Here is a 22,949-nt window from a genome sequence, read left to right on the forward strand (position 1 = left end):
TCAGTCCCGGTCCAGCGCGGGCCGCTTGGCGTCGAACGTCCACCCGGGTATCAGGTACTGCATCGCGACCGCGTCGTCCCGGCCACCCAAACCTTCGCGTCGATACAGCTCATGGGCCGCAGCCACCGCGGCCTCATCGAGCCGCACGCCCAGGCCCGCAGCGTCCGGCACGGTCAGGTAGCCGTCGACGATGCGGTACGGGTCGGTGGTGATCGCCTGACCATCCTGCCAGATCCAGTGCGTGTCGATCGCGGTGATGTCACCGGGCGCGGCAGCGGCGACGTGGGTGAACATCGCCAACGACACGTCAAAGTGGTTGTTGGAGTGCGAACCCCACGTCAGTCCCCAGGCATCGCAGAGCTGCGCGACGCGCACCGACCCCGCCATCGTCCAGAAGTGCGGATCGGCCAGCGGAATGTCCACGGCCCCGGAACGGATGGCGTGACCCATCTCCCGCCAGTCCGTGGCGATCATGTTGGTCGCGGTCGGCAGCCCGGTCGCCCGCTTGAACTCCGCCATCACCTCGCGCCCGGAGAATCCGCCCTCGGGCCCCACCGGATCCTCGGCGTAGGCCAGCACGTCTGTCAGCTCACGGCAGGTTCTGATCGCATCGGTGAGAAGCCATCCACCGTTGGGGTCCAGCGTGATCCGGGCGTCCGGGAAACGCTCGGCGAGTGCGATGACGGCCTTGGCCTCCTCGGGCGCGGGCAGCACACCGCCCTTGAGCTTGAAGTCGGCGAAACCGTATCGGGTGTGGGCGGCCTCGGCAAGCCGCACCACCGCCTCCGGGGTCAGTGCCTCCTCGTGGCGGACGGTGAACCACTCGTCCGCGTCGGGCGCCTCATCGGCGGGGGAGCGGTAGGCCAGGTCGGTCCGGGCGCGGTCACCGACGAAGAACAGGTAGCCCAGCGCCTGCACCCGCTCACGCTGCTGCCCGTCGCCGAGCAGCGCGGCCACCGGGACCTCCAAGTGTTGACCCAGCAGGTCCAGCAGCGCGGATTCCACTGCGGTGACGGCGTGCACGGTGACGCGCAGGTCGAACGTCTGGGCGCCGCGGCCGCCGGCGTCACGATCGGCGAACACCCGGCGGATGTCACCGAGCACGGCATGGTAGTCCCCGATGCGGCGGCCGGTGACGATCGCGCGCGCCTCCTCCAGGGTGGCGCGGATCGCTTCGCCGCCCGGCACCTCGCCGACACCGGTGTTCCCCGACGAGTCTTGGATGATCACCAGGTTTCGCGTGAAGAACGGTCCGTGGGCGCCGGACAGGTTCAGCAGCATGCTGTCATGACCCGCGATGGGGATGACGGTGACGTCGGTGACGACGGGTGTGCTCATGCGTTTCCTCCGATTGTCATGACGCGAACCACTTGTCGCCGTTGGCCAACGGGCGCACCACGCGAGACACCTTGTCTCCCATGGTGCGCAGCGCGTCGACGATGTCACGTTCACGTTGCGGGTCGAGCCGTCCCACCGGCACCGACGCGCTGATGGCGTCCTGGGCGGGCTTGCAGTAGCGCAACGGCACCGCGAAACAACGTAGGCCTACGGTGTTCTCCTCGTCATCACACGCGTAGCCCCGGATCCTGACCTCGTCGAGGACATCGTCGAGAAGCGAGCGGTCGGTGATGGTGCGCGGTGTCAGGCTTTTCAGGGTGGACGGGACATGCTCGTCACGCCGGGCGCCGAATCGTTCGGCCAGCAACGCCTTACCGAGCGACGTGGCGTAGGCCGGCAGCCTCCTGCCCACGCGGCTGGATGTGCGGGTGTACTTGGTGGATTCGCGGGTCGCCAGGTACACGATGTCCGTGCCGTCGAGGCGACCGAGGTGGAACGTCTCGTCCAACTCGGCGCGCAGCTCGTCGAGGAACGGGATGATCAACGGCAGGTACGGGTCGCTGTCAAGGTAACTGGTGCCCACCAGAAGAGCGCGAATCCCGATGCCGTACAGCGTTCCCGTGGGATCTGAGCGCACCCAGCCTTCGCGGACCAGGGTGCGTAGCAACGCGTGGGCGCTGCTGCGGGGCATACCCAGTGTGTCGCTGATCTCGCGCAGCCGCGCCGGCTCATCGGGCCGGGCGGCCAGGTACTCGAGCAGTTCCACCGTGCGGACCGCGGACTTGACCTTGCGCACCGACAGGTCGGGTTCGGTCACGCCGCACCCCTCACATCGAGAGCAGCTCCCGCGCGATCAGCACCACGGCGCCCGTCGCCGACACCCCGATCGCCAACCAGCGCAACCGCTGCGGATTCAGATGCCGGTTCATGACGGTGGAAAGTAGGTAACCGGCCACCGCGGCGGGTGCCATCACCGCGAAGCCCCACCAGGTGCGGTGGTCGACCGCGCCGGTGAGGCCCAGCATCCCCAGCGACAGCAGCGAACCGACCAGGAAGAAGCCGCTCATCGTGCCGCGCAGCTGCGCGCCGCTGCTGCGTTGCCACACCAGCGCCATCGGCGGACCACCGATCGCGGTCGCGGTACCGAGCAGTCCGGACGCCGCACCGGCGGCCACGACATTGCGCCTCCGCGGCGAGGGGATCCACCCGCTGCTGGTCAGGACCACGCCGCCCAGCACCACGCCGGCGAGCAGGATCGATAACGCGCGGTGCGGAAGCGCAGCGAGCAGCAGCGCCCCGGCGACGGTCCCCGGAACCCGGCCGACCAGCGCCCAGCCCGTGCCCCGCAGGTCGATCGACTCCCGTTCGCGCACCACGACGATCAGCGTGACGAGCGTCGCCACCATGATCAGTGTGGCGGGAATCAGCGCCGGGTCCACCAGCGCGACGACCGGAGCGGCGAACATCCCGATGCCGAATCCGATCGACGCCTGCAGCGCAGAGGCGAGCAGGATCGCCGTCGCGAGAACGCAATAGGCCGTGACACTCATGCCGGTACGGTTTCACGGGCACTCCCTTCCAGCGGCAGCGGGTGGTGGCACAGCGCGCTGTGGCCGGGGACACCGGTGTCCACAGCGGCGGCGGGCGTCGCCGTCGCGCACACGTCGGTGGCCTTCCAGCAGCGGGTCCGGAACCGGCAACCCGACGGCGGGTTGATCGGGGAAGGCACCTCGCCCTGGAGCAGGATCCGCTGTCTGCGCCGGGTGCCGTCCAGCGTCGGCGCCGCCGACATCAGTGCGGCGGTATAGGGATGGTTGGACCGCTCGAAGACCGCCTCGGTGGGCCCGTTCTCGATGATCCGGCCCAGGTACATCACCGCGACCCGGTCGGCGACATGGCGCACCACCGACAGGTCGTGCGAGATGAAGATGTAGGAGATCTGCAGCTGCTCCTGGAGGTCGTTGAGCAGGTTGAGCACCTGGGCCTGCACCGACAGGTCGAGCGCGGAAACCGGCTCGTCGCAGATGATCACGTCTGGGTTCAGGGCCAGGGCGCGGGCGATGCCGATGCGCTGACGCTGGCCTCCGGAGAACTCCTGCGGGTATTTGTCTGCCGCCTTGGCGCCCAGGCCGACCAGATCGAGCAGACCCCGGACCCGCATGTCGCGGTCCTGGCGATTCTTGATGATGCCCTTGTGACTGCGCCACGGCTCGGCGATGATCTCGGCGGCCGACATCCGGGAGTTCAGCGACGCGTAGGGATCCTGGAACACCATCTGCACGCGGCGGCGGAACGTGAGCAGGTCGGCGCCTTTGAGGCTGAACGGGTCGACCCCGTCGAACCGCACGCTGCCCTCATCAGGACGCTCGAGCATCAGCAAAGTGCGCGCCAGCGTGGACTTTCCGCAGCCGGACTCGCCGACCAGCCCGAGTGTCTCGCCGCGCCGCAGGTCAAACGTGACGCCGTCGAGCGCGCACAGCTTGTTCTTGCCGGCGTGCGGCACGCGGAAGCTCTTGCGGACGTCGCGGACCTCGAGCAAGGTGTCGGGAATCTCAGACATTGCAGACCTCTTCCGGGAAGTGACAGGCGGCTTTGCGATCTGCACCCACGCCCGTCAGCGCCGGGCGGGTGGTGCGGCACACGTCGGCGGCCAGCGGGCAGCGGGCCTGGTAGACGCAACCCTCAGGGATGGAGTGCAGGTCCGGCGGGGTGCCTCCGATGGATTTGAGCGCGTCACCGCGACGGGCGTCGACGGGCACGGAGTTCAGCAGGCCCTTGGTGTAGGGATGCTTGGGGTCGGCGAAAACCTCGGCCACGGTGCCGGTCTCGATGATGTTGCCGGCGTACATGATCGCCACGCGGTCGGCTTCCTCGGCGACCAGCGCGAGGTCGTGGGTGATCAGCACGACGGCCATGCGGTACTCGGTGCGCAGATCCCGCAGCAGCGCCATGATCTGCGCCTGCACCGTCACGTCGAGTGCGGTGGTGGGTTCGTCGGCGATCAGCACGCTCGGGTTCAGCGCCACCGCCATCGCGATGAGCAGGCGCTGCCGCATGCCGCCGGAGAACTGGTGCGGGTAGGAGTTGAGCCGGGTTTCGGGTTGGGGGATCCCGACGCGCGTCATCAGTTCGACGGCCTTGCCTTTGGCTTCCTTGGCGCCGAGGCCGTGGTGAATCCGGAACGGCTCGGCCAGTTGGGTTCCCACGGTATAGAGCGGGTTGAGCGCGGTGAGCGCGTCCTGGAACACGATCGCCAGCTCGGTGCCGGCCATCTCGCGGCGCTTCTTGCGGCCGGCGCTGAGCAGGTCGACGTCCGCGAGCCTGGCTGTGCCACTGACGATGTCGGCGACGGGCTCGAGCAGCCCCACCAGCGCGGTGGCCGTCATGGACTTGCCGCAGCCGGATTCCCCCAGCAGCGCCAGGGTTTCACCGCGGCGGGCCTGGAAGGAGACGCCGTCGACGGCGCGCAGGGTTCCGGTGATGGTACGCACCTCGACGGTCAGGCCCTCGACGTCGAGCACGGGTGTGGCGTCCACGGAGTCCACGGGAACGTCGCGATCAACGAGTGCGGTCATGCTCGGACCTTTCATGGCAGGCGCTTTCCGGTTTTGGTGAACGTGCTCAGACGCTTCTGCGGGACGGTCAGCCGCCACCGCTGGGCGGGGTCGGTCGCGATCCGGGCCCACGCGGCAAGGATCGTCGCCGACACCGTGGTGATCACGATGGCCAGGCCGGGGAAGAAGGACAGCCACCACGCGCTGTGCAGATAGGTGCGGCCCTGCGAGACCATCAGACCCCAACTGACGTCGGGCGGCTGGATGCCGATGCCCAAGAAACTCAAGGAGCTTTCCGCCAGCATCACGTAGCAGAAGTCCAACGTCGCGACGGTCAACAGCGTCGGCAGCACGATCGGAAGCACGTGGCGCCAGATGATCGAGTTGGCGCCGGCGCCGAAGGTGCGCGCGGCGTCGACGAACACCCGACTCTGCAACTCGGCCGATTCGGCGCGGGCGGTGCGCAGGTAGACCGGGATGCGGGTGATCGCCAGCACCAGCACGATGTTCGCGGCGCTGGGGGAGAACACGTAGAGCACGACGACGGCGAGCAGCAGCGACGGGAAGCTCATGATCACGTCGGCCACGCGCATCGCCAGTGTCTCCCGCCAGCCGCGGTAGTAGCCGGCCCACATGCCGATCGCCGAGCCCACGACCGCCGAGATGATCACCGCGGGAACGGCCACCGACAGCGTGGTCTGGCAGGCCACGATCAGGCGAGCGAGCATGCTGCGACCCAGCGGGTCGGTGCCAAGGACATTGGCCCAGCCGTGTGTCAGCGTGAACGGGGGCTGGTTGGAGTTGTCCAGGTCGATCTTCGTCGCCAGGTCGCCGACGAGCATCGGCCCGAAGATCGCGGTGAGGAACACCAATCCGAGGATGCAGGCCGCTGCGGCGGCGACGCGGTCGTGGACCAGCAGCCGCAACCACGGGGATCCGCCCCGCTTGCGGGAGGTTTCGGTGTCGTCCGCGCCGAGGATCGCGGTGGTCGGCTTGACCGGGACAAGGTCGATCTGAGTCATGGTGGGGTCTCCTATGCCGTCTCAGACTCGGGCGGGCTCGCGCACCCGCGCGTCGAGCAGCGCGTAGCAGGCGTCGATGACGATGTTGAGCAGGAAGATGCTGACCGCGGTGAGCAGGACGGCGGCCTGCAGCACCGCGAAGTCGCGTTGCAGGATCGCGTCGATCATCAGCTTGCCGATGCCGGGCCAGCCGAAGATGGCCTCGACGACGACCGCGCCGTTGATCAGGCCGACCGCGAGGTCGCCGGCGACGGTCAGTGCGGGTGCCGCGGCGTTGCGCAGCGCGTGATGGGTGACCACTCGGAAGTCGCCGGCGCCCTTGCTGCGCGCCAACCGCACGTATGGCGCCGACAGCGCGGAAACCATTGCACCGCGCACGACTTGGGTCAGCACGCCGAGCGGACGGATCATCAGCGTCGCGATCGGCAGAATCCACGACAGCATGCCGGCGTCGGTGCCCGAGGTGGGCAGCCAGCCGAGCAGCACCGCGAACAGCCACACCCCGGTGATGGCGAACCAGAAGTCGGGGATGCTCGCGGCCGTCATCGACAGCAGCGACGAGAACCGGTCGGCGAGCGAGTTCGGGCGGTAGGCGGCCCAGCAGCCGATCACGATGGCGCCGACGATCGCGAGCAGCATCGTGGTCAGTGCGAGCTGCAGGGTCGCCGGGAACGCGCGCAGCGCCATCTCGGCTGCGGACTCGCCGGTGCGCAGCGAGGAGCCGAAGTCGAGGTGGATGACGCCGGAGAAGTAGTCAGCCAGCTGGGTGATCAGCGGATCGTTGAACCCGTTGGCGGCCGCGAACGCCTCGCGCTGTTCCTGCGTCGCGGATTCGGGCAGGTACAGGTTGGTGGGGTCACCGGTGAGCCGGGCGAGCAGGAACACGCCGAGCAACACGATGATCAACGGCAGTGCGCTGGTGTACATCCGGCGCCGGACGAAGGAGAACATGAGGGCGGCCCTTCTTGAACGTCGGAGTCAGGACTGGTCGGTGCGGTCGGTGCCGACCGGAGTCATTGCGGCCAGCAGCATTTCGTCGCCGGTCGCCGGATTGGGGGTGTAGTCGATGCGCCGGGACTTGCCGAGGATCCCCTTCATGTGGGCGATATAGGCCATCTGCGTGATCTCCTGCGGTTCCTCGGCGAACAGCGTGGCGAACGCGTCCTGGCGGGCCTGACCGGTCAGCGCCTCGGCCGCCCGGATCTTGGCGTCGAATTCCGGTGTGCCGTACGCGGCCTGCGGGCCGTCGGACAGCATGTACTGGTCGAGGGTGAACGCGGCGTCGCCGGCCTGGTTGCCGTGCATGATCATCAGCAGATACGGGCCGGTGTCCGGAGGGAACGGCCGCAACTGATACTCCAATTGCGATGCGGTGTCCATCATCTCGATCGAGACGTTGAGCCCGATCTCGGTGAACTCACTCTGCAGCACCTCGATGGTCTCGGTGATCTTCGGGAACTGCGCGGTGCGCCCGATCAGCCGGATCCGGCGGTCGACGGGCACCCCGTCGGCCCGGGCCTCGTCGATCAGCGCCCTGGCCTTGTCCAGGTCGTGGGGCCACAGCTGCAGCTCGTCGTTGTATCCGACGACGCCGGAGGGGATGAGTTGCGCGGCGGGCTGGCCGAGGTCGCGGAACAACGCCTTGACGATGCCGGTGCGGTTGACCGCGTAGTTGATCGCCTGGCGCACCCGGATGTCGTCGAGTGGCGGTTCGGTGGCCTGCATGCGCAGCGCGGTGGTCTCGTTGTTCTGGAACGGCACTCCGAGATCGCCGGCACCGTCTTCGGGGCCCAGGCCGACCGCGATGTCGGCCTCGTCGTTGGTGATCATCGCCGCCCGGACGCTTCCCTCACTGCGCCACTGGTATTCGGCCTTGGCGAAGGCGGGTGGGCTGCCCCAGTAGCCCGGATTGCGGGCCAGGGTGAGCTTCTGGCCGTACTCCCAGCGCGCGATCGCGTAGGGCCCGGTGCCGATGGGTTCGCGGACCTTCTCGGTGGTGCTGGTGGTGCGCGGCACCATCTCGATGAACGAGATACGCAGCGGCAGAATCGGATCGGGCTCGGTGGTGCCGACCACCACGGTGGTGGGGTCGGGGGTGCGCAGGCTCAGCTCCTCGTCACCGAAGACGTAGCCGTCGACGTTGCACTGTAGATCGGAGTTGACCGCCCGGTCGATCGAGAACGCGGCGTCCTCGGAGGTGAACGGGGCGCCGTCGGAGAAGGTCACCCCATCGCGCAGGGTGAACGTCCATTCGGTGGGGCTGGTCTGCTGCCATTCAGTGGCCAGCAGCGGATTCAAATCGCCGGTGTTGGCGTCGCGCTCGAGCAGTGGCTCGGTGATGTTGGAGCGGACCACGATGCCGGTCGATGTCAGCGAGCTCTCGCAGGGTTCCAGTGTCGGGGGTTCCTGCTGGAGCACGATGCGTAGGGTCTCGGGGTCGTACCCGCCGCCGCCGGAGTTGGCGACGGTGCAGCCGCCGGCCGCGATGGTGGCCGCCGCGAGGGCCAGCACGGCGACCTGCCGCCGGGGCTCGAACACGGTGCTGGGGTTCATCGATCCTCCCGGGCCGGGGATAGTGACGTCTACGTATGTAGATGCGGGCTGTGATGGCAACCACACCGTAGGAGCGCCGGGAAAACAGCGTCAACCCCGCTCAAACGGCGCTTTTTCGGGTCAGCAAGGTCACCGGGCATTCTCACAGCATCCCGAGAAATACGCTCTGACCTGCAGATTATTGCCGAGGCGGGGGCTTGCGCCGCGCACAGCTGCGAGCCATCGGCGCAGGCATGCGCTTTGGGCATAAGTCCATGCCAATTTGGACGTGGACCGGTATCCGCAGCTCGCCGTACCGTGAAAACCACTATGAGCACCGCACAGAACCGCTCCGTGTTGCAGGTGGGGCCGTTGATGTCGTCGCTGACGCGCACGCTCGCCGAGAATTACGCCGCCCGCCGGCTGCCCATCGAGGCGGCCGAGCGGACGGCGTTCCTCGCCGAACACGGCGCCGAGATCACCGCGGTCGTGACGTCGGGACGCACCGGGGTGGACGCGGTGCTGATGGACGCGCTCCCCAATCTGGGCGCGGTGGTCAACTTCGGCGTCGGCTACGACACCACCGACGTCGACGCCGCGGCCACCCGCGGTATCGGGGTGAGTAACACCCCCGAGGTGCTGACCGACTGCGTCGCCGACACCGCCGTCGGTCTGATGATCGACACGCTGCGCCAATTCTCGGCGGCCGATCGCTACGTGCGGGCCGGCCGCTGGCCCGTCGACGGCATGTACCCGTTGACCCGTCAGGTCAGCAACAGCGACGTCGGCATCATCGGTCTCGGCCGGATCGGCACCGCAATCGCGGTGCGGCTCAGCGCTTTCGGCTGCACCATCAGCTACCACAACCGGCACGAGGTGACGGATTCGCCGTACACCTACGCGGCGTCACCGGTGGAGCTGGCCTCGCGGGTGGACGTGCTGATCGTCGCGGCCGCCGGTGGTGCGGGCACCCGGGGGCTGGTGAGCAGCGAGGTGCTGGACGCGCTCGGTCCGCAGGGCTATCTGATCAACATCGCTCGCGGCAGCGTCGTCGATCAGGAGGCACTGGTCGCGGCGCTGGTGCAGGGCCGGCTCGCCGGCGCCGGTCTGGACGTCTTCGCTGACGAGCCGCAGGTGCCCGAGGAACTGTTCGGGCTGGACAACGTCGTGCTGCTACCGCATGTGGCCAGCGGGACCGTGCAGACCCGCGCCGCGATGGAAGCGCTCACCCTGCGCAACCTGGACAGCTTTCTCAAGACGGGCACGCTCGTCACACCCGTCTGAGAATCCGCCGAGATCAGCCACGCATGGCGCAGCCGGCGGCCACGTTGCGGCAGTGCGCCGAGGATCTGCAGTTGCTGCACTGGCACCGGCAGTGACCGTCGTTCTGAGGCGCCGGACGCTTGTTGTCGCGATTCTTCACTGGTTGATTCGAACTGTTGGAGGCCATGACGAACTCCTTTGTTGGGCTCCTCTTGACGCTAGACCTCGCCGAACCTGCGCTCAACACTCTGCTCCGGTAATCGCCGAAATCGCATTCCACGCGTGTCAAACCCCGAAATGGCCGCATGGAATGCGATTTCGGCGGGGTATCAGGTGGTCCATTCCTGTTGCGGGAGCACGTCTCTGAGCACCCGAAGCAGCGCCGGGTTGGTCGAGTCGCCGCGCCACACCGCGTCCAGCTCCACCGGACGCTCGCGGAACGCGCCGATGGTCCGGAACACCACGCCCTCGGGATGCAGTGTCGCCGCCGACGCCGGCACCAACGCGATACCGATGCCCGAGCGGACCAGCACCAGCATGGTGTGCACCTGCGTCACGTACTGCACATACCGCGGCGTGGTGCCCGCGATGGTGAACGTCGAGATCAGCAGCTCGTTGAAATACCGGGCCTGCACGGGCGAATACATGACGAAGTCCTGCCCGTCCAGGTCGATCAGCGTCAGCTCCCGCGTCATGTCGGCCAGCGGGTGTCCTTCGGGCAGCGCGGCCAGCAACTGCTCGTGCAGCAGCGGCCGTGACACCAGACCGGGGCGTTTCAGCGGGGGGCGGGCCATCCCCAGATCGAGCTCGCCGGTCATCAATCCGTCGATCTGCGCGGCGGTGACCATCTCGCGCAGGTCGAGCTTCACATCCGGGAGCCGCTCTCGGGCGCGCTCCAGCAGCCGGGGCAGCACCGCATGCGCCGAGGCCGCCGTGAAGCCGACGACGACGGTGCCGAGATCGCCGGCCGGAATGCGTTTGACGGTCTGGGCGGCCCCCTCGGCGAGCTGCAGGATGCGCCGCGCGTCGGGCAGGAACGCCGCGCCCGCCGGCGTCAACGTGACGGCACGGGTGGTGCGGTCGATCAGCTGCACCCCCAGTTCGTTCTCCAACTGCTGGACCTGACGGCTCAGCGGCGGCTGGGTCATGTGCAGCCGTTCCGCGGCGCGGCCGAAGTGCAGCTCTTCGGCGACGGCGACGAAGCAGGACAACCTCGCCAGGGAAAACACTGATGCACTCCTCGTATCAGCGGCGCGCGAAGCGCCGCGAGCGAGCATCAGTGTAGGTGCGGCCGATGGCCACAGAATCGGATTCGGTCGTCAGCATGCCGTGTCGTGGCGAGGCGAGGTCGGCGTGCCTGTGGGTGGACGCAACGCATCCATCGCACAGGCCAGCGCGGGAAGATGATCGCAGGCCCCAGCCAGCGGGCGCAGACCGCTCTCGGCGCGTTCATCCAGCGCGGCCTCGTCACACCCGTTCTTCTTCCAGTCCACGTCGAGGCGATGCAACATCGCGCGGCTGAACACCCGCGCGGTTTCCGACGTCAGTGACACCGACCACCCACCGTCGCTGCGCGTGCGCAGGAGGTGCTCGATCTGGCGGTCCCCGCTGAGTGCCTCGGCGGCGAATGCCACGCCTTCGACGAGGGCGGCTGCGGGCTCAGTGAGGCCGCTGTGTGGTCAGCCAACTGGTCGAGGAAACCGTGGGCTGTGCGCATCGCACTCGCGACGAGGAGTGACTCGGTGCCGGGGAAGTAGCGGTAGACGGTCTGTCGGGTGACGCGGAGAGCCCGCGCGATGTCGGCGATCCGCATCGCCGAGCCCTTTTCGGCCACGCTCGTCCGTCGCATCGAGGATGCGTCGGATGTCCTCCTCCTCGGTCGCGGGTGCGTTCCCCGACCAGCCGTGACTACGCACCGATGAGTTTCTATGGGCAGGGTTGTCGGTTCGCTAAGTCCCATCAACGGTTTCCGCCTTCTCGCGGAGGTCGGATGCGATCACGCGGCGCCGGAGACTCACCGGCAGCAGCGCAAGGCCGGCCACGACCGCAAGCCCCACGGCCTGGACCACGATGTACTGAGTGAGCCCGCGTTCGTGGACGATGTTGCCGCTCGCCATCGCGGCCATCGTACCCACGTAGATGAACACGATGGCGAGCGTGAATCTCTCTGCAGGAAGAGGCCTCGCCGTGCGCAGCGCGATGGCGGCGACGATCACATAACCCGCGATCAGGGCGACGACGACAGGCCATTGGGGTAGGCCGAGCGCAGTGGCAACGGTGACCGGTGACATCAGAATAGGTCCGACGATCAACACCGTGAGCGCTGCCAGTGGCGGAAACGCGAACAGTGCCTTCGCATATGACCAGCGTGGCATGAATCCTTCTGCGGTCGTGTCGATCCGTGGCATCGCCCACAGCATGAGATAGATGAACAGCGCGTCCCAGATGCCTTGCCAGCACAGGTCGACCAGCGGCCAGCCGACCCAGTACTGAAACAGATCGAAATCGGGATCCCAGGTCCACCAGACGACATGGCGCAGGTTGCCTTCGATGATGTAGGGAGCGTCGAACGCGATCATGAAGAGGCCGCCCACAACTGCTGCCTGCCAACGCTTTGGACTCCGAGTGACTCGACCACCTTGAACCCGGTGAACAGGAACACCGGGTAGAAGATGACGACGTACGCAGGCATCATGGTGGTGTCGTGCCAGAGCGGGAAAGCCTCCCAGTTCAGCATGATCATGAAGTCACCCTGCTGATACATGTCCAGCAGGGCCATGCCCGCCAATTCCAGCACCAGGCCGTAGATCGTCGCGGCAATGAGTACCACGCTGTAGATCCTTCGGCCTCGCCGGAACTGGTCGATGCTGTACACCGCCGCTGCGGCGAAGATCGTCACCAGCATCAGATCCCACACGGTGGTCTGCCACGGAAGTTCGGCCGGGTTGTTGAAGACGATGAGGTCCACGGTTACCTGCCTGCCTGGACGAAAGTTGCACAACGTATGACAAATGCGTCCTTCTGGGAGGGAGGACCAAACAGATAGACCATACATAAATCGAATAACGTCTTGTCAAGAGTCGGCCGTCTGTTTAGCCTCAAACTCATGACGGACCTACGGGTAAGGCGCGTCCGCTTCGATTTCGCGAGCACTGAGGTGCCCTTCAACTGGCAGCCGCACCGCCCGGCATTCGGCATGCAGTGCAACCTGATCTCCTTCTTCGCGCCGGGGTTCGAGAAGTTCATCGTCGATGCGACCCGCGAGGCCATCCCGCTGATGCGCAGTCCCGCCGATGTCGAGGAAGCCGAGGCTTATCTCAGACAGGAAGCGCAGCATTCGGCGGCGCACGCAAGTCATCTGAGAGCACTGATCAAGCGGTGGCCCGGGTTGCAGGCGACGCGCGACGCGGTCGTCGAGTCCTACGATCGGCTGACGGCGACCAAGCCGCTCGCCTGGCGCCTGGCCTACGCCGCAATCGTCGAAGCAACGTTCACGCCGTACTTCAAGGTGTTCCTCGATCACGAGGACAAACTCTTTCGTCCCAGCGACGACCGGGTCGCCTCGCTGTTCCTCTGGCACTTCGTCGAGGAGATCGAACACCGCAGTTCGGCGTTGATCGTGTACAACGCCGTGCATGACAGCTACCTGTACCGGTTACAGGCGGTGCCCGGCGTGGTTCGGCACCTGGCTCAGATCCTTGCGATCGTCTCCCAGGGCTTCCAGGCACACGTGCCGGCCGAGGACGGCGGCGACCTCGGCCGTTTGATGCCAAAGGGGCTGTCCTACCACGCAATCCGTGAAAGCCTCGCGGCGGCAAGAGAAGTCAACAAAACGCCGACCTATGCGGGTGTGCCGCGCCGCGAACTGGCGGCGATGCTGTTGGGCCTTGTGCGCTCCCAGGCGCCCGGGCACGACCCCGACCGCGAGACTCTGCCCTCCTTCGCGGCGCGGTGGCTCCGCAGGTACGACGACGAGCCCGCCGCTGTGGCCCGGTGGTATTCACGGTAAAACCCGGGCGACGCACCCCGGGGCCGATTCACCAACGGGGGCTGAGCAACTCGAACGACGGTTCGACGGTGCGCATGTACCCGGTGTCGTCGCGCTCGCGGATCCCGCAGCGCAGGTACTGCTCGTGCAGCGCGGCGAGAGCGTCGTCGTCGATCTCGACGCCTAGGCCGGGAGAGGTGGGCACCGGTACGGACCCGTCGACGAACCTCAGCGTGCCGGCCCGGACGACGTCTTCGGTCTTCCACGGCCAGTGCGTGTCACAGGCGTAGGTGAGGTTCGGCGTGGCGCCGGCCAGGTGCACCATCGCGGCCAGGCTGATGCCCAGGTGCGAGTTCGAGTGCATCGACAGCCCCAGCCCGAACGTGTCGCAGATACCGGCCAGCAGCCGGGAGCGCTGTAGTCCGCCCCAATAGTGGTGGTCCGAAAGCACCACCCGGACGGAGTCTTTGGCCACGGCGGGCTTCAGCTGGTCGAAGGCGACGACACACATGTTGGTCGCCAGCGGCATCGGAGCCTGCCTGGCCACCTCCGCCATCCCGTCCAGCCCGGGCGTCGGGTCTTCCAGATACTCCACGATGCCGGCCAATCCGGTCGCCACCTTCACCGACGTCTGCGGGGTCCACGCCGCGTTCGGGTCCAGCCGCAGCGGCGTTCCCGGGAAGGCACGCGAGAGCGCCTCGACCGCGGCCATCTCCTCCTCGGGCGGGAACACCCCGCCCTTGAGTTTGATTGCGGTGAAGCCGTATTCGCCGACGATGCGCCGCGCCTGCGCGACGAGCCCGTCCGGGTCGAGTGCCTCACCGAACCCGTCGGGCTCGGCGCCGGGGTGGGCCGCCCACTTGTAGAACAGGTAGGCGCTGAACGGCACCGCGTCACGCACTCTGCCGCCCAGCAAGTCCGACACCGGCCGTCCCAGCGCGTGCCCCTGCACGTCCAGGCACGCCACCTCGAACGGTGAGAGCACCTGGTCTACCGCGCTGGCCGTGGTGATCATCCCGGCGGTGCCGACAGCAGCGGTGTCGCCTTCCAGCCGGTCAGCGATTGCCGCGCGAATACCGTTCAACGCGAACACATCCAGACCGGTGATCGCGTCGGCGGCGGCCTGGAGGCGGACCAGGTGGCGGGTGTCGGCGTAAGTTTCGCCGAGCCCCACCAGCCCGGCATCGGTGTCGAGTCGGATGATCGCCCGTAACGCGTACGGTTGGTGCACCCCGACGGTGTTCAGCAGCGGTGGGTCGGCGAACGCGACCGGGGTGATGCGCGCGCCGGTGATGCGGATCGCGGTCACCGGTCAGACCGCGTGGGCCAGCGCACCGGACAGCACCGCTCGGCCGGCCTCGACGATCGCGGCGAGCTCGGCGACGTCGTCGGTGCTCGGCATCACCAGCGGCGGGCGCACCGGCCCGGCGGGGACGCCCTCCATCGTGACGCCGGCCTTGACCAGCGACACCGCGTAGCCGGGCACCGTGTCACGCAGGCGGACCAGCGGAATGAAGAACGCGTTGAGCAGCGCGTCGGCGAGCTGCTCGTTGCCCGAGTCCAGCGCGTTGTAGAAGGCCAGCGCGAGATCAGGGGCGAACGCGAACGTCGCCGACGAGTACAGCGGAACGCCGATGGCCCGGTAGGCCAGCTGTGTGGTCTCGGCGGTGGGCAGCCCGTTGAAGAACAGGAAGTCCGGGTCGACATTGGTCTTGACGGCCTGCACGATGCGCGCGACCAGGTCGAAATTCCCTGTGCCGTCCTTGAACCCGACCACGTTGGGGATCTGTGCGACGGCGACCGCGGATTCCTCGGTGAAGCGGGCGTTGTTGCGGTTGTAGACGATGACGGGCAGATCGGCGGCCGCGGCGACCTCCCGCGTGTAGTCGACCAGTCCCGCCTGCGGCACCTCGACCAGGTAGGGCGGCATCAGCAGCAGGCCGTCGGCGCCCGCCTGCTCGGCCGCTGCCGCGAATCGCTTGGCCTGGGCCACCGCGCCGCCGGCGCCGGCGTAGACCGGAACGCGCCCGGCGACCACGTCGACGGCGGTACGCACCACCTCGGTGTACTCCTGCACCTCCAGGGCGTGGAATTCCCCTGTGCCACAAGCGATGAATACCCCGCCCGGACCGGCCTCCACGCCCTTGGAAAGGTGGCGGGCCAGCGCGTCGAGGTCGACGGTTCCGGACTCGGTCATCGGGGTGACGGGGAAGAACAGCACACTGTCAAAGGTCGGACGCATGACGGGCCTTTCGGAGGTGGGGAGGTAAGAGGTCAGGCTTGGGTGAGTCGGCCGTCGATCCGCCGCCACAGGTTGTCGGGGTTGCCGTCGGCGATCGCGCTGGGCAGCAACGACTTCGGGACGTTCTGATAGCAGACGGGCCGCAAAAAGCGCTCGATCGCCCGGGAGCCGACCGACGTGGTGCGCGAGTCCGACGTGGCCGGGAACGGTCCGCCGTGCACCATCGCGTGGCACACCTCCACCCCGGTCGGCCAGCCGTCGAACAGGATCCGGCCGGCCTTGAGTTCCAACAGCGGCAACAACCGGGCCGCCTCCTCGAGGTCGGAGTCGTCGGCGTGCACGGTGGCGGTCAGCTGGCCTTCGATGCCCTCGGCGACGGCCCGCATCTGCTCGACGTCGGCGCAGCGCACGATCAGGCTCGACGAGCCGAACACCTCGGCCTGCAGCGCCTCGGAGGCCAGGAAGGTCTGCGCGTCGGTGGTGAACAGCGCGGCATGGCAGGAGGTTTCGCTGATACTGGGCTCACCGCGGCCGACCAGCTCGGCCGTGCCGGCCAGTGCCTGGACCCCGGAGGCGTAGTTGCGGGCGATGTTCGGGCTCAGCATCGGCGTGGCCGGCGAGGTGGCCAGCGCATCGCGGGCGGCAGCGACGAACGAGTCCAGTCCCGGCCCGTCGACCGCGACCACGAGGCCCGGGTTGGTGCAGAACTGGCCCGAGCCCATCGTCAGCGACGCGACGAACGCCCGGCCCAGTTCGTCGCCGCGGCCGGTCAAGGCACCCTCGAGGAGGAACACCGGGTTGATCGCGCTCATCTCCGCGTACACCGGGATCGGTTCGGGCCGGGCCGCCGCGGCGGCGACGAGAGCAAGCCCGCCGGAGCGTGACCCCGTGAATCCGACGGCCTTGATGCGCGGGTCGGTGACCAGCGCGATGCCGAGGTCGGGGCCTGCGCCGAACAGGAGCGAGAACGTGCCCGCGGGCAGGCCGGACGCGGCGACGGCGTCGCTGATGGCGCGGCCGACGAGCTCGGAGGTGCCGGGGTGGGCGTCATGTCCCTTGACGATCACGGGGCAACCCGCGGCCAGCGCGGACGCGGTGTCACCCCCGGCCACCGAGAACGCCAGCGGGAAGTTCGACGCGCTGAACACCGCGACCGGCCCCAACGGAACGAATCGCTGACGCAGATCGGGGCGGGGCAGCGGGGTGCGGTCGGGCAGCGCGGTGTCGATGCGGGCGCCGTTCCAGCTGCCCTCGCGCAGCACCTCGGCGAACAACCGCAGCTGGCCGGTGGTGCGGCCCACCTCGCCGGTGATGCGGGCCTGCGGGAGGCCGGATTCGGCGACTGCGCGCGCGATCAGCGTCTCGCCGACGGCCTCGATGTTGGCGGCGATCGCCTCCAGGAACCGGGCGCGCTGCTCGGCGGTGGTGGCCCGGTACGTGCCGAACGCGGCGGCGGCCGCGGCGCAGGCCGCGTCGACGTGCGTGGCGTCGCCGTAGCGGTACACCGGATCCAGGTCGGTGCCCGCCGCCGGGTCGAACGCGCGGATTTCCGTGCCGGTGCCGCGCACCGGTGTCCCGGCGATCAGCATCTGGCCGGTGAGGCTGGCGGTGCCGGAGATCGTGGCAGTCATGCCTTCGACCGTAGGAGGCATATCCATGCCTGTCCAAGACCGATTCCCCGATCACTGATACCAGCCTTGAATCAATGCTCTACATCCGCGAAATTGCGTTCCGGCAGGCTGGAATGCACGTTCGCCGGAGAAATCAGCGGGCGAGCACGCGCTCGATCACGCCGAGCAGCGCCGTGACCGCGGCCGGGTCCCCGGTCACCTCGAGGCGCCCGTCGGTCAGCGCGTCGGCGACCGTCGTGCGCCGCCCGACGACCGCGGCGATGGTGGCCGCCGAGCAACGCACCGTGACCGCGCTCGGGGTCGCGCTCGGGCCCGGCGTCACGCGAGCCCGCCCGTCGCGCAGTCGCAGACAGGCGGTGCTGTCGTCGACGTGAAACTCGAAGACGGCATCGAGGTCGTGCGGCCCGTCCTTGCGGATGTCGGCGGCCAGGAAGCTCAGCAGCCACTCGGCGCGGAACATCTCGGCGTCGACGTCGGCGTCGGTCATCTGATGGCGCGCGCCCCACATGGCCAGCGGCACCACCGCGGCCGCGAGTTCCCTTCCGGCATCTGACAATTCGTACACGACGGCGGATCCGGGCTGATCGAGCGCGAGCTTGCGGACCACCACACCGTCGGCCTCGAGTTGGCGCACCCGGGAGGCCAGCAGGCTCGTCCCGATGCCGGCGAGCGCGTCGGCGAGTTCGGTGTAGCGCTTCGGCCCGGAGGCGAGCTCACGGACGATCAGCAGCGTCCAGCGCTCGCCGACCACGTCAAGGGCATGGGCGAGACCGCAGAACTGCGCGTAGGTGCGTCGGGACACAGACCCGATCCTAGCCACTTCACTCACGATTCCTACTAAAACTCATATATCTGTTGGGCACTTCTAAATTTTATGTTACGTTCAACATCAGAAAGCGCAAGCCTTGAACCTGCAGAAAGGCCTCGCGATGAACGCACTGGCGCGGGCCCAGATCGCCCACGAGGTGACGTCACCGACCGCGACCTACCGCGTGGTCGGCCCGGTTGCGCCATCTATTGCCGCCCGAAGCGAATCGAAGTCGGCGCTGCCGCATTACCCGTGGAGAAGCCCCACCGCAGACCCGTGGACAAACCACACGACAGAAGGGTGAACGACATGGCATCGATCGCAGGTTTGCGGCCCTGGCCACGCTGGCGCTGGACGTGGTTCTGGCAACGTTCCACGACCACCGTCGGCCACGCCGAGGACGCGGCCGCGGGGCGACCGGAGTTGCGCAGCAGGCGCCACTACCCGCCGCAGCGGGACCGTTTCATGGAGAGCTCGGCGATGGCCCGGGAGATGTACCGGCTCTGACCCTGCCCGGTTCGGCGGCACCAAAACGCGAGGCAGAGGCGTTTCGGTCGGACGGAAGGCGTAGCGGAATACCCGAACGTGCGCGTAGTCGCGCGTGAACCATGTGGCAGAGCGTGTCGTCTGACACCGCATCGTGGTAAGAATGCTGCACCCATGAAGCACGCCGTCGGCGTCGTCTTGGACCGGGCCGTTCAAATCGGGCAACGGGACGGAAGGCGACTGACATGCGTCCGGGCAGCCCCGGCAAACGTCACGTAGCGTCGACCGACAGTCCGTTTGGCCGCAGCCGAGGAGAGCACCGGTGAATGCGACAACATTCGGGCGCTATCGGCTCCAGAAGTTGATCGGCCGGGGCGGCATGGGTGAGGTCTACCAGGCCTACGACACCAAGACCGACCGCGTCGTCGCACTCAAGGTGCTGCCGCACAGCATGGCCCAGGACGAGACGTTCCAGGCCCGGTTCCGCCGCGAGTCGCAGGCCGCCGCGGGCATCAACGACCCGCATGTCGTCCCGATCCATGGGTACGGCGAGATCGACGGCCGTCTCTACCTGGACATGCGGCTCATCGAGGGCCGCAACCTCGGCACCATGCTGCAGGAATCCGACAAGCCGCTGGGCCCGGCGTTCGCGGTGTCGATCGTCGAGCAGGTTGCCAACGGCCTGGACTCCGCACACAAGCTGGGCCTGATCCACCGCGACATCAAGCCCTCCAACATCTTGATCACCGGACGCGACTTCGTGTACCTGATCGACTTCGGGCTGGCCCGCAGCGCGGGTGAACAGGGGTTGACCACCGCGGGCAGCACGCTGGGCACGCTGGCCTACATGGCGCCGGAGCGGTTCGAAGGCGGCGAGGTCGACGCCCGTTCCGACATCTACGCGCTGACCTGCGTGCTCTACGAATGTCTCACCGGGTCAAGGCCTTACCCCGCCGACAGCCTGGAGCAGCAGATCGCCGGGCACATGGTCTCGCCGATCCCGCGGCCGTCCGACGTCGATTCTCGGCTGTCGGCGTTCGACGAGGTGATCGCCAAAGGCATGGCCAAGAAGCCGGCCCAGCGCTACCAGAGCGCCGGGGAACTCGCCCAGGCGGCCAAGCGGGCGCTCAACGCGCCGGTCCGCCGGGGTGCCGGCAGCTCGCGGCACGCGGCCCGGTCGCAACCCAGAAAGCCGCGCAGGGCGCTGCTGGTCGCGGCGGCCACGACGCTGGCGGTCGCGGTGGCCGCGGTCGGGATGTGGGCGTGGTCGCCGTGGAAGGACGACGACGCCTCCGAGCTGCCCGCCGGCGCGGTGCCGGAGATCGCGTCGATGGTGCCCGCGGACGTGCGCGGGTCCGGACGCCTGGTCATCGGTGTGAACGTGCCGTATGCGCCGATGGAGTTCAAGAACGCCGACGGTCAGCTCGTCGGGTTCGACGTCGAGCTGATGAATGCGGTGACGCGGGTACTCGGCCTGGTGCCCGACTACCGCGACACCACGTTCGACGCGATCCTGCCCGCGGTGGTGGACGGGACGTTCGACGTCGGGATGTCCTCGGTCACCGACACCAAGGAGCGTGAGGAGCTCGTCGACTTCATCACCTACTTCCAGGCCGGCACCCAGTGGGCCCGCAGGCCGGGCACCGCGCTGGGGCCGGCATCGGCATGCGGACTGAAAGTCGGTGTGGCAGAAGCCACCCTGCAGGAAACCGAGGAACTGCCGAGCAAGAGCGATCAGTGCACGGCGGCCGGGATGGCTCCGATCGACATGGTGGTCTTCAAGAGCCAGGACGAAGTCACCACCGCGCTGATCAAGGGTGAGGTGGACGCGATGTCCGCCGACTCCCCGGTGACCGGTTTCGCGATCAAACTCAGCCGCGGCGACCTGGTTTCCGCCGGGGACGTGTTCGACTCGGCCCCGTACGGGTGGCCGGTGGCCAAGGGCTCGGAATTGATCGAGCCGCTGCGGCTGGCGCTGGAGCACCTGATGGAGACCGGCGAGTACCGGGCCATCGCCACGATGTGGGGCGTCGAGCGCGGCATGATCGACGAGCCGGTCGTCAACGGCGCCACCAGGTGATACGTCACACCCCGGTGTAAACGGGCGCGGGGCGGGTACGTCGGCGGTTCACGACGATCCGAAGGAGACGCCGATGAGCGACGACAAGGCCGCCCAGACACGACAGAGTTTCGTGGATTCGGTGAAGGGCAAGGCCAAAGAGGTGGCCGGCGCGGTCACCGGCAACGATTCCCTGACCGCCGAGGGACAGCTGCAGCAGTCCGAGGCCAAAGAACGCCGCGAAGCCAGCCGCACCGAGGCCGAAGCCGACGCGCAGGCCGCCGAGGCTCGCGAGGTGGCCCGTGAAGCCGAGCTCGAGGGCGCCCAGCAGCGCGCCGCGGCCGAGGTGAAAGCCGCCTCCGCCGAGAGCGCGGTGCGCAACGAGCAGGCCGCGCAACGGCAGCGGGTCGAGCAGGCCGGTCACCAGGACATGGCCCGGGCGCAGGACACGATCGAGGCTGCGGCCGAACGGGAGGCCAGACAGGCCGACGCGGAGCGCCGGGCCCAGGTCGCCGAGGCCGCCGAGGAGTACCACGAGGCCGCTGCGGACTACCAGCAGCAGACGGCGGAAGCCGAAAGTGCCGAGGCCCAGGCTGAGCGGCTGCGGGCCCGCGCCGAGGGCACCGACTAAGCAGACGACACCAAGGAGTTGACGATGAGGATCACCGACCTTCCGTTCGCCGTGCTGCGATTCCAGTACCGGTTGGCGCGCACGCCGCTGCGGCTGCTCGAAAACACGGTCATGACACGGTTCGACGACGAAGCACCCGCAAAGCTGCTCTATGAGCGTGCCATCGGCGCCGTCGACGCGAGCGCCGGGAGTTTCCTGCGCGACAGCGAACTGGAGCAGCAGGGCATCGTGCGGATCGAGAAGGCCGCCGCACTCGGGGAGGCGCTGCGCCTCGACGAGGTGGCCGACCAGAAGAAGCAGCAGGCCGCCGACGAACTGCGCGAAAAGCGCGAGAAGGCCGCCACCGCACCGCAGGAAGCCGGACGGCAAGCCCGTCAGCGGATGCAGAACGCGCAGGAGAAGGCCGACAAGCGCACCCAGGACGTGGCGCAGAGCGTCGCCTCCCGTACCGCGGAGGCCAAGCGGGAGGTTGACCAGGCGGCCGGCCAGAAGGTCGAAGCCGCCGAACAGGCCAAGCGCAGCGCACAGAACCGCAGCCGTGCCGCCGAGAAGGTCGTCACCTCGGCGGCCGACAAGCAGCTCGACGACGCGGCGTCCAAGCGCAGTGCGGCCGCGGGGGCCCGGGCGCACGCCGACCGGTTGGAGGAGTTCAGCGAAACCGAGAAGGAGAAGCGGCAGGCGGCCGGAAAGCGCGACCTGTGACCGCGCTACCTCCCGATCCCGATCCCAAGGACACCCCCGGCACCGAGCGTGCCGGGGGTGTTTCCCCGGGCGACACCCCTCCGGATTCTGCTCAGACGCGGGCGACGGCCAACCCCGATCCCGCGGCCGGACGCAACCTGACGCCGAGAGCGATCATCACGTTCGTCGTGGTGGGGCTGTTCGTGCTGTTGTTCGTGGCGACGGCGATTTTTCTGTTGATCGACGTGGTGGGCTAGGAACAGCAGCGGTAGTCCAGGCACACCGTGGTGCCCTCGCGGCGCCCGCTGATCGTGCAGTGGTCGGCGAGCGCCTGCATCAGCGCCACCCCGCGCCCGCGGCGGTCGTGCTGAGGTTGCGGGCCGGGTTTGGGCGCACGCCAGCTGCCGTGGTCGGTGATGCATACACTCAGGCACTGGTTGGTGGGTTCGAAGTCGGCGCGCACGGTCATCGACCCGGCCGCCGACTGGTCGGCGTAGGCGTGGTCGACGCAGTTGGCCAGGGCCTCGTTGACGGCCATCAGGATGTCGTTGCGCTGGACGTCGGAGACACCGAGCTCACGCAGCCATTCGCTGAACCGCTGCCGCAGCTCGGCGGCGTTGGTCGCTGTCGCCGCGCGGCTGACCGTCAGTTGCTCGGAGGTCTGTGACGTCAGCGGCGAGATAACAGTCATGTTTTGGGGCTACCCGACTTCTC

General features: G+C 68.1%; 23 protein-coding genes and 1 pseudogene. 7 read left to right on the forward strand and 17 right to left on the reverse strand.

Annotated features, from left to right (window positions below; genetic code table 11):
• Genes ACTWP6_RS12825 through ACTWP6_RS12860 form a run of 8 tightly spaced genes read right to left on the reverse strand, consistent with a single transcriptional unit; the run spans nucleotide 1 to nucleotide 8,467 of the window.
• On the reverse strand, nucleotides 1–1,338 hold the full coding sequence (locus tag ACTWP6_RS12825) for an enolase C-terminal domain-like protein (RefSeq protein WP_443187879.1): 1,338 nt from the start codon (nucleotides 1,336–1,338) through the stop codon (nucleotides 1–3).
• Between the two features lie 16 nt (nucleotides 1,339–1,354).
• Nucleotides 1,355–2,155 (reverse strand): IclR family transcriptional regulator, encoded by an 801-nt coding sequence (locus ACTWP6_RS12830; RefSeq protein ID WP_443187880.1) that lies wholly within the window; start codon nucleotides 2,153–2,155, stop codon nucleotides 1,355–1,357.
• Between the two features lie 10 nt (nucleotides 2,156–2,165).
• Nucleotides 2,166–2,888, reverse strand: a complete 723-nt coding sequence (locus tag ACTWP6_RS12835; RefSeq protein ID WP_443187881.1) for a sulfite exporter TauE/SafE family protein — start codon at nucleotides 2,886–2,888, stop codon at nucleotides 2,166–2,168.
• Nucleotides 2,885–3,898, reverse strand: a complete 1,014-nt coding sequence (locus tag ACTWP6_RS12840; RefSeq protein WP_443187882.1) for an ABC transporter ATP-binding protein — start codon at nucleotides 3,896–3,898, stop codon at nucleotides 2,885–2,887. The genes ACTWP6_RS12835 and ACTWP6_RS12840 overlap by 4 nt, the downstream gene beginning before the upstream one ends.
• Nucleotides 3,891–4,913, reverse strand: a complete 1,023-nt coding sequence (locus ACTWP6_RS12845; protein ID WP_443187883.1) for an ABC transporter ATP-binding protein — start codon at nucleotides 4,911–4,913, stop codon at nucleotides 3,891–3,893. Before ACTWP6_RS12845 ends, ACTWP6_RS12840 begins: the two co-directional genes overlap by 8 nt.
• Nucleotides 4,914–4,924: 11 nt before the next feature.
• On the reverse strand, nucleotides 4,925–5,914 hold the full coding sequence (locus tag ACTWP6_RS12850; protein WP_260756990.1) for an ABC transporter permease: 990 nt from the start codon (nucleotides 5,912–5,914) through the stop codon (nucleotides 4,925–4,927).
• Nucleotides 5,915–5,935: 21 nt separating this feature from the next.
• Nucleotides 5,936–6,865, reverse strand: coding sequence for an ABC transporter permease (locus ACTWP6_RS12855; RefSeq protein WP_260756991.1), 930 nt, complete (start codon nucleotides 6,863–6,865; stop codon nucleotides 5,936–5,938).
• 27 nt (nucleotides 6,866–6,892) lie between these two features.
• Nucleotides 6,893–8,467 (reverse strand): ABC transporter substrate-binding protein, encoded by a 1,575-nt coding sequence (locus ACTWP6_RS12860; RefSeq protein WP_443187884.1) that lies wholly within the window; start codon nucleotides 8,465–8,467, stop codon nucleotides 6,893–6,895.
• A gap of 309 nt (nucleotides 8,468–8,776) precedes the next feature.
• Between ACTWP6_RS12860 and ACTWP6_RS12865 the strand changes: the two genes are divergently transcribed.
• On the forward strand, nucleotides 8,777–9,730 hold the full coding sequence (locus ACTWP6_RS12865; RefSeq protein WP_443187885.1) for a 2-hydroxyacid dehydrogenase: 954 nt from the start codon (nucleotides 8,777–8,779) through the stop codon (nucleotides 9,728–9,730).
• A gap of 308 nt (nucleotides 9,731–10,038) precedes the next feature.
• On the opposite strand, the gene ACTWP6_RS12870 is transcribed toward ACTWP6_RS12865, so the two are convergent.
• The 4 genes and pseudogenes from ACTWP6_RS12870 to ACTWP6_RS12885 form a co-directional block, all read right to left on the reverse strand.
• Complete coding sequence (locus tag ACTWP6_RS12870) at nucleotides 10,039–10,938, reverse strand: LysR substrate-binding domain-containing protein (protein WP_443187886.1); 900 nt, start codon at nucleotides 10,936–10,938, stop codon at nucleotides 10,039–10,041.
• Between the two features lie 90 nt (nucleotides 10,939–11,028).
• Nucleotides 11,029–11,625: pseudogene (locus tag ACTWP6_RS12875) on the reverse strand (TetR/AcrR family transcriptional regulator).
• A 33-nt stretch (nucleotides 11,626–11,658) separates the two neighbouring features.
• Nucleotides 11,659–12,288: a hypothetical protein gene (locus ACTWP6_RS12880; protein WP_443187887.1), complete on the reverse strand. Its 630-nt coding sequence runs from the start codon at nucleotides 12,286–12,288 to the stop codon at nucleotides 11,659–11,661.
• On the reverse strand, nucleotides 12,285–12,677 hold the full coding sequence (locus ACTWP6_RS12885) for a hypothetical protein (RefSeq protein ID WP_443187888.1): 393 nt from the start codon (nucleotides 12,675–12,677) through the stop codon (nucleotides 12,285–12,287). Before ACTWP6_RS12885 ends, ACTWP6_RS12880 begins: the two co-directional genes overlap by 4 nt.
• 138 nt (nucleotides 12,678–12,815) lie before the next feature.
• Between ACTWP6_RS12885 and ACTWP6_RS12890 the strand changes: the two genes are divergently transcribed.
• Complete coding sequence (locus ACTWP6_RS12890) at nucleotides 12,816–13,718, forward strand: metal-dependent hydrolase (RefSeq protein WP_443187889.1); 903 nt, start codon at nucleotides 12,816–12,818, stop codon at nucleotides 13,716–13,718.
• A 28-nt stretch (nucleotides 13,719–13,746) separates the two neighbouring features.
• Here the strand turns inward: ACTWP6_RS12890 and ACTWP6_RS12895 are convergent, their stop codons facing one another.
• The 4 genes from ACTWP6_RS12895 to ACTWP6_RS12910 form a co-directional block, all read right to left on the reverse strand.
• Nucleotides 13,747–15,006 (reverse strand): glucarate dehydratase family protein, encoded by a 1,260-nt coding sequence (locus ACTWP6_RS12895; RefSeq protein ID WP_443187890.1) that lies wholly within the window; start codon nucleotides 15,004–15,006, stop codon nucleotides 13,747–13,749.
• A 3-nt stretch (nucleotides 15,007–15,009) separates the two neighbouring features.
• Complete coding sequence (locus ACTWP6_RS12900; protein WP_260757001.1) at nucleotides 15,010–15,939, reverse strand: 5-dehydro-4-deoxyglucarate dehydratase; 930 nt, start codon at nucleotides 15,937–15,939, stop codon at nucleotides 15,010–15,012.
• A gap of 32 nt (nucleotides 15,940–15,971) precedes the next feature.
• Entirely contained in the window at nucleotides 15,972–17,570 is a 1,599-nt protein-coding gene (locus tag ACTWP6_RS12905) for an aldehyde dehydrogenase (NADP(+)) (RefSeq protein ID WP_443187891.1), read from the reverse strand.
• Between the two features lie 133 nt (nucleotides 17,571–17,703).
• A complete protein-coding gene (locus tag ACTWP6_RS12910) occupies nucleotides 17,704–18,372 on the reverse strand; it encodes a winged helix-turn-helix transcriptional regulator (RefSeq protein WP_260757003.1) in 669 nt (222 codons plus the stop codon).
• 315 nt (nucleotides 18,373–18,687) lie between these two features.
• Between ACTWP6_RS12910 and ACTWP6_RS12915 the strand changes: the two genes are divergently transcribed.
• From ACTWP6_RS12915 to ACTWP6_RS12935, 5 genes are all read left to right on the forward strand, one after another.
• Nucleotides 18,688–18,885 carry a hypothetical protein gene (locus tag ACTWP6_RS12915; protein WP_260757004.1) on the forward strand — a complete coding sequence of 66 codons (198 nt, stop codon included), beginning with the start codon at nucleotides 18,688–18,690 and terminating at the stop codon, nucleotides 18,883–18,885.
• Nucleotides 18,886–19,186: 301 nt separating this feature from the next.
• On the forward strand, nucleotides 19,187–20,944 hold the full coding sequence (locus ACTWP6_RS12920; RefSeq protein ID WP_260757005.1) for a bifunctional serine/threonine-protein kinase/transporter substrate-binding domain-containing protein: 1,758 nt from the start codon (nucleotides 19,187–19,189) through the stop codon (nucleotides 20,942–20,944).
• Nucleotides 20,945–21,017: 73 nt separating this feature from the next.
• On the forward strand, nucleotides 21,018–21,554 hold the full coding sequence (locus tag ACTWP6_RS12925; RefSeq protein ID WP_443187892.1) for a CsbD family protein: 537 nt from the start codon (nucleotides 21,018–21,020) through the stop codon (nucleotides 21,552–21,554).
• A 24-nt stretch (nucleotides 21,555–21,578) separates the two neighbouring features.
• A complete protein-coding gene (locus ACTWP6_RS12930) occupies nucleotides 21,579–22,256 on the forward strand; it encodes an IF2 family translation initiation factor (protein WP_443187893.1) in 678 nt (225 codons plus the stop codon).
• Nucleotides 22,253–22,492: a DUF6480 family protein gene (locus ACTWP6_RS12935; protein WP_443187894.1), complete on the forward strand. Its 240-nt coding sequence runs from the start codon at nucleotides 22,253–22,255 to the stop codon at nucleotides 22,490–22,492. Before ACTWP6_RS12930 ends, ACTWP6_RS12935 begins: the two co-directional genes overlap by 4 nt.
• Here ACTWP6_RS12935 and ACTWP6_RS12940 read toward each other — a convergent pair.
• The gene (locus tag ACTWP6_RS12940; RefSeq protein ID WP_443187895.1) at nucleotides 22,489–22,926 is read right to left on the reverse strand and encodes an ATP-binding protein; all 438 of its coding nucleotides are present in this window, start codon (nucleotides 22,924–22,926) and stop codon (nucleotides 22,489–22,491) included. The two genes, ACTWP6_RS12935 and ACTWP6_RS12940, sit on opposite strands and share 4 nt — an antisense overlap.
• Nucleotides 22,927–22,949 lie beyond the last annotated feature (23 nt).

The organism is Mycobacterium sp. 4D054 (assembly GCF_052245755.1).
GTDB lineage: Bacteria > Actinomycetota > Actinomycetes > Mycobacteriales > Mycobacteriaceae > Mycobacterium.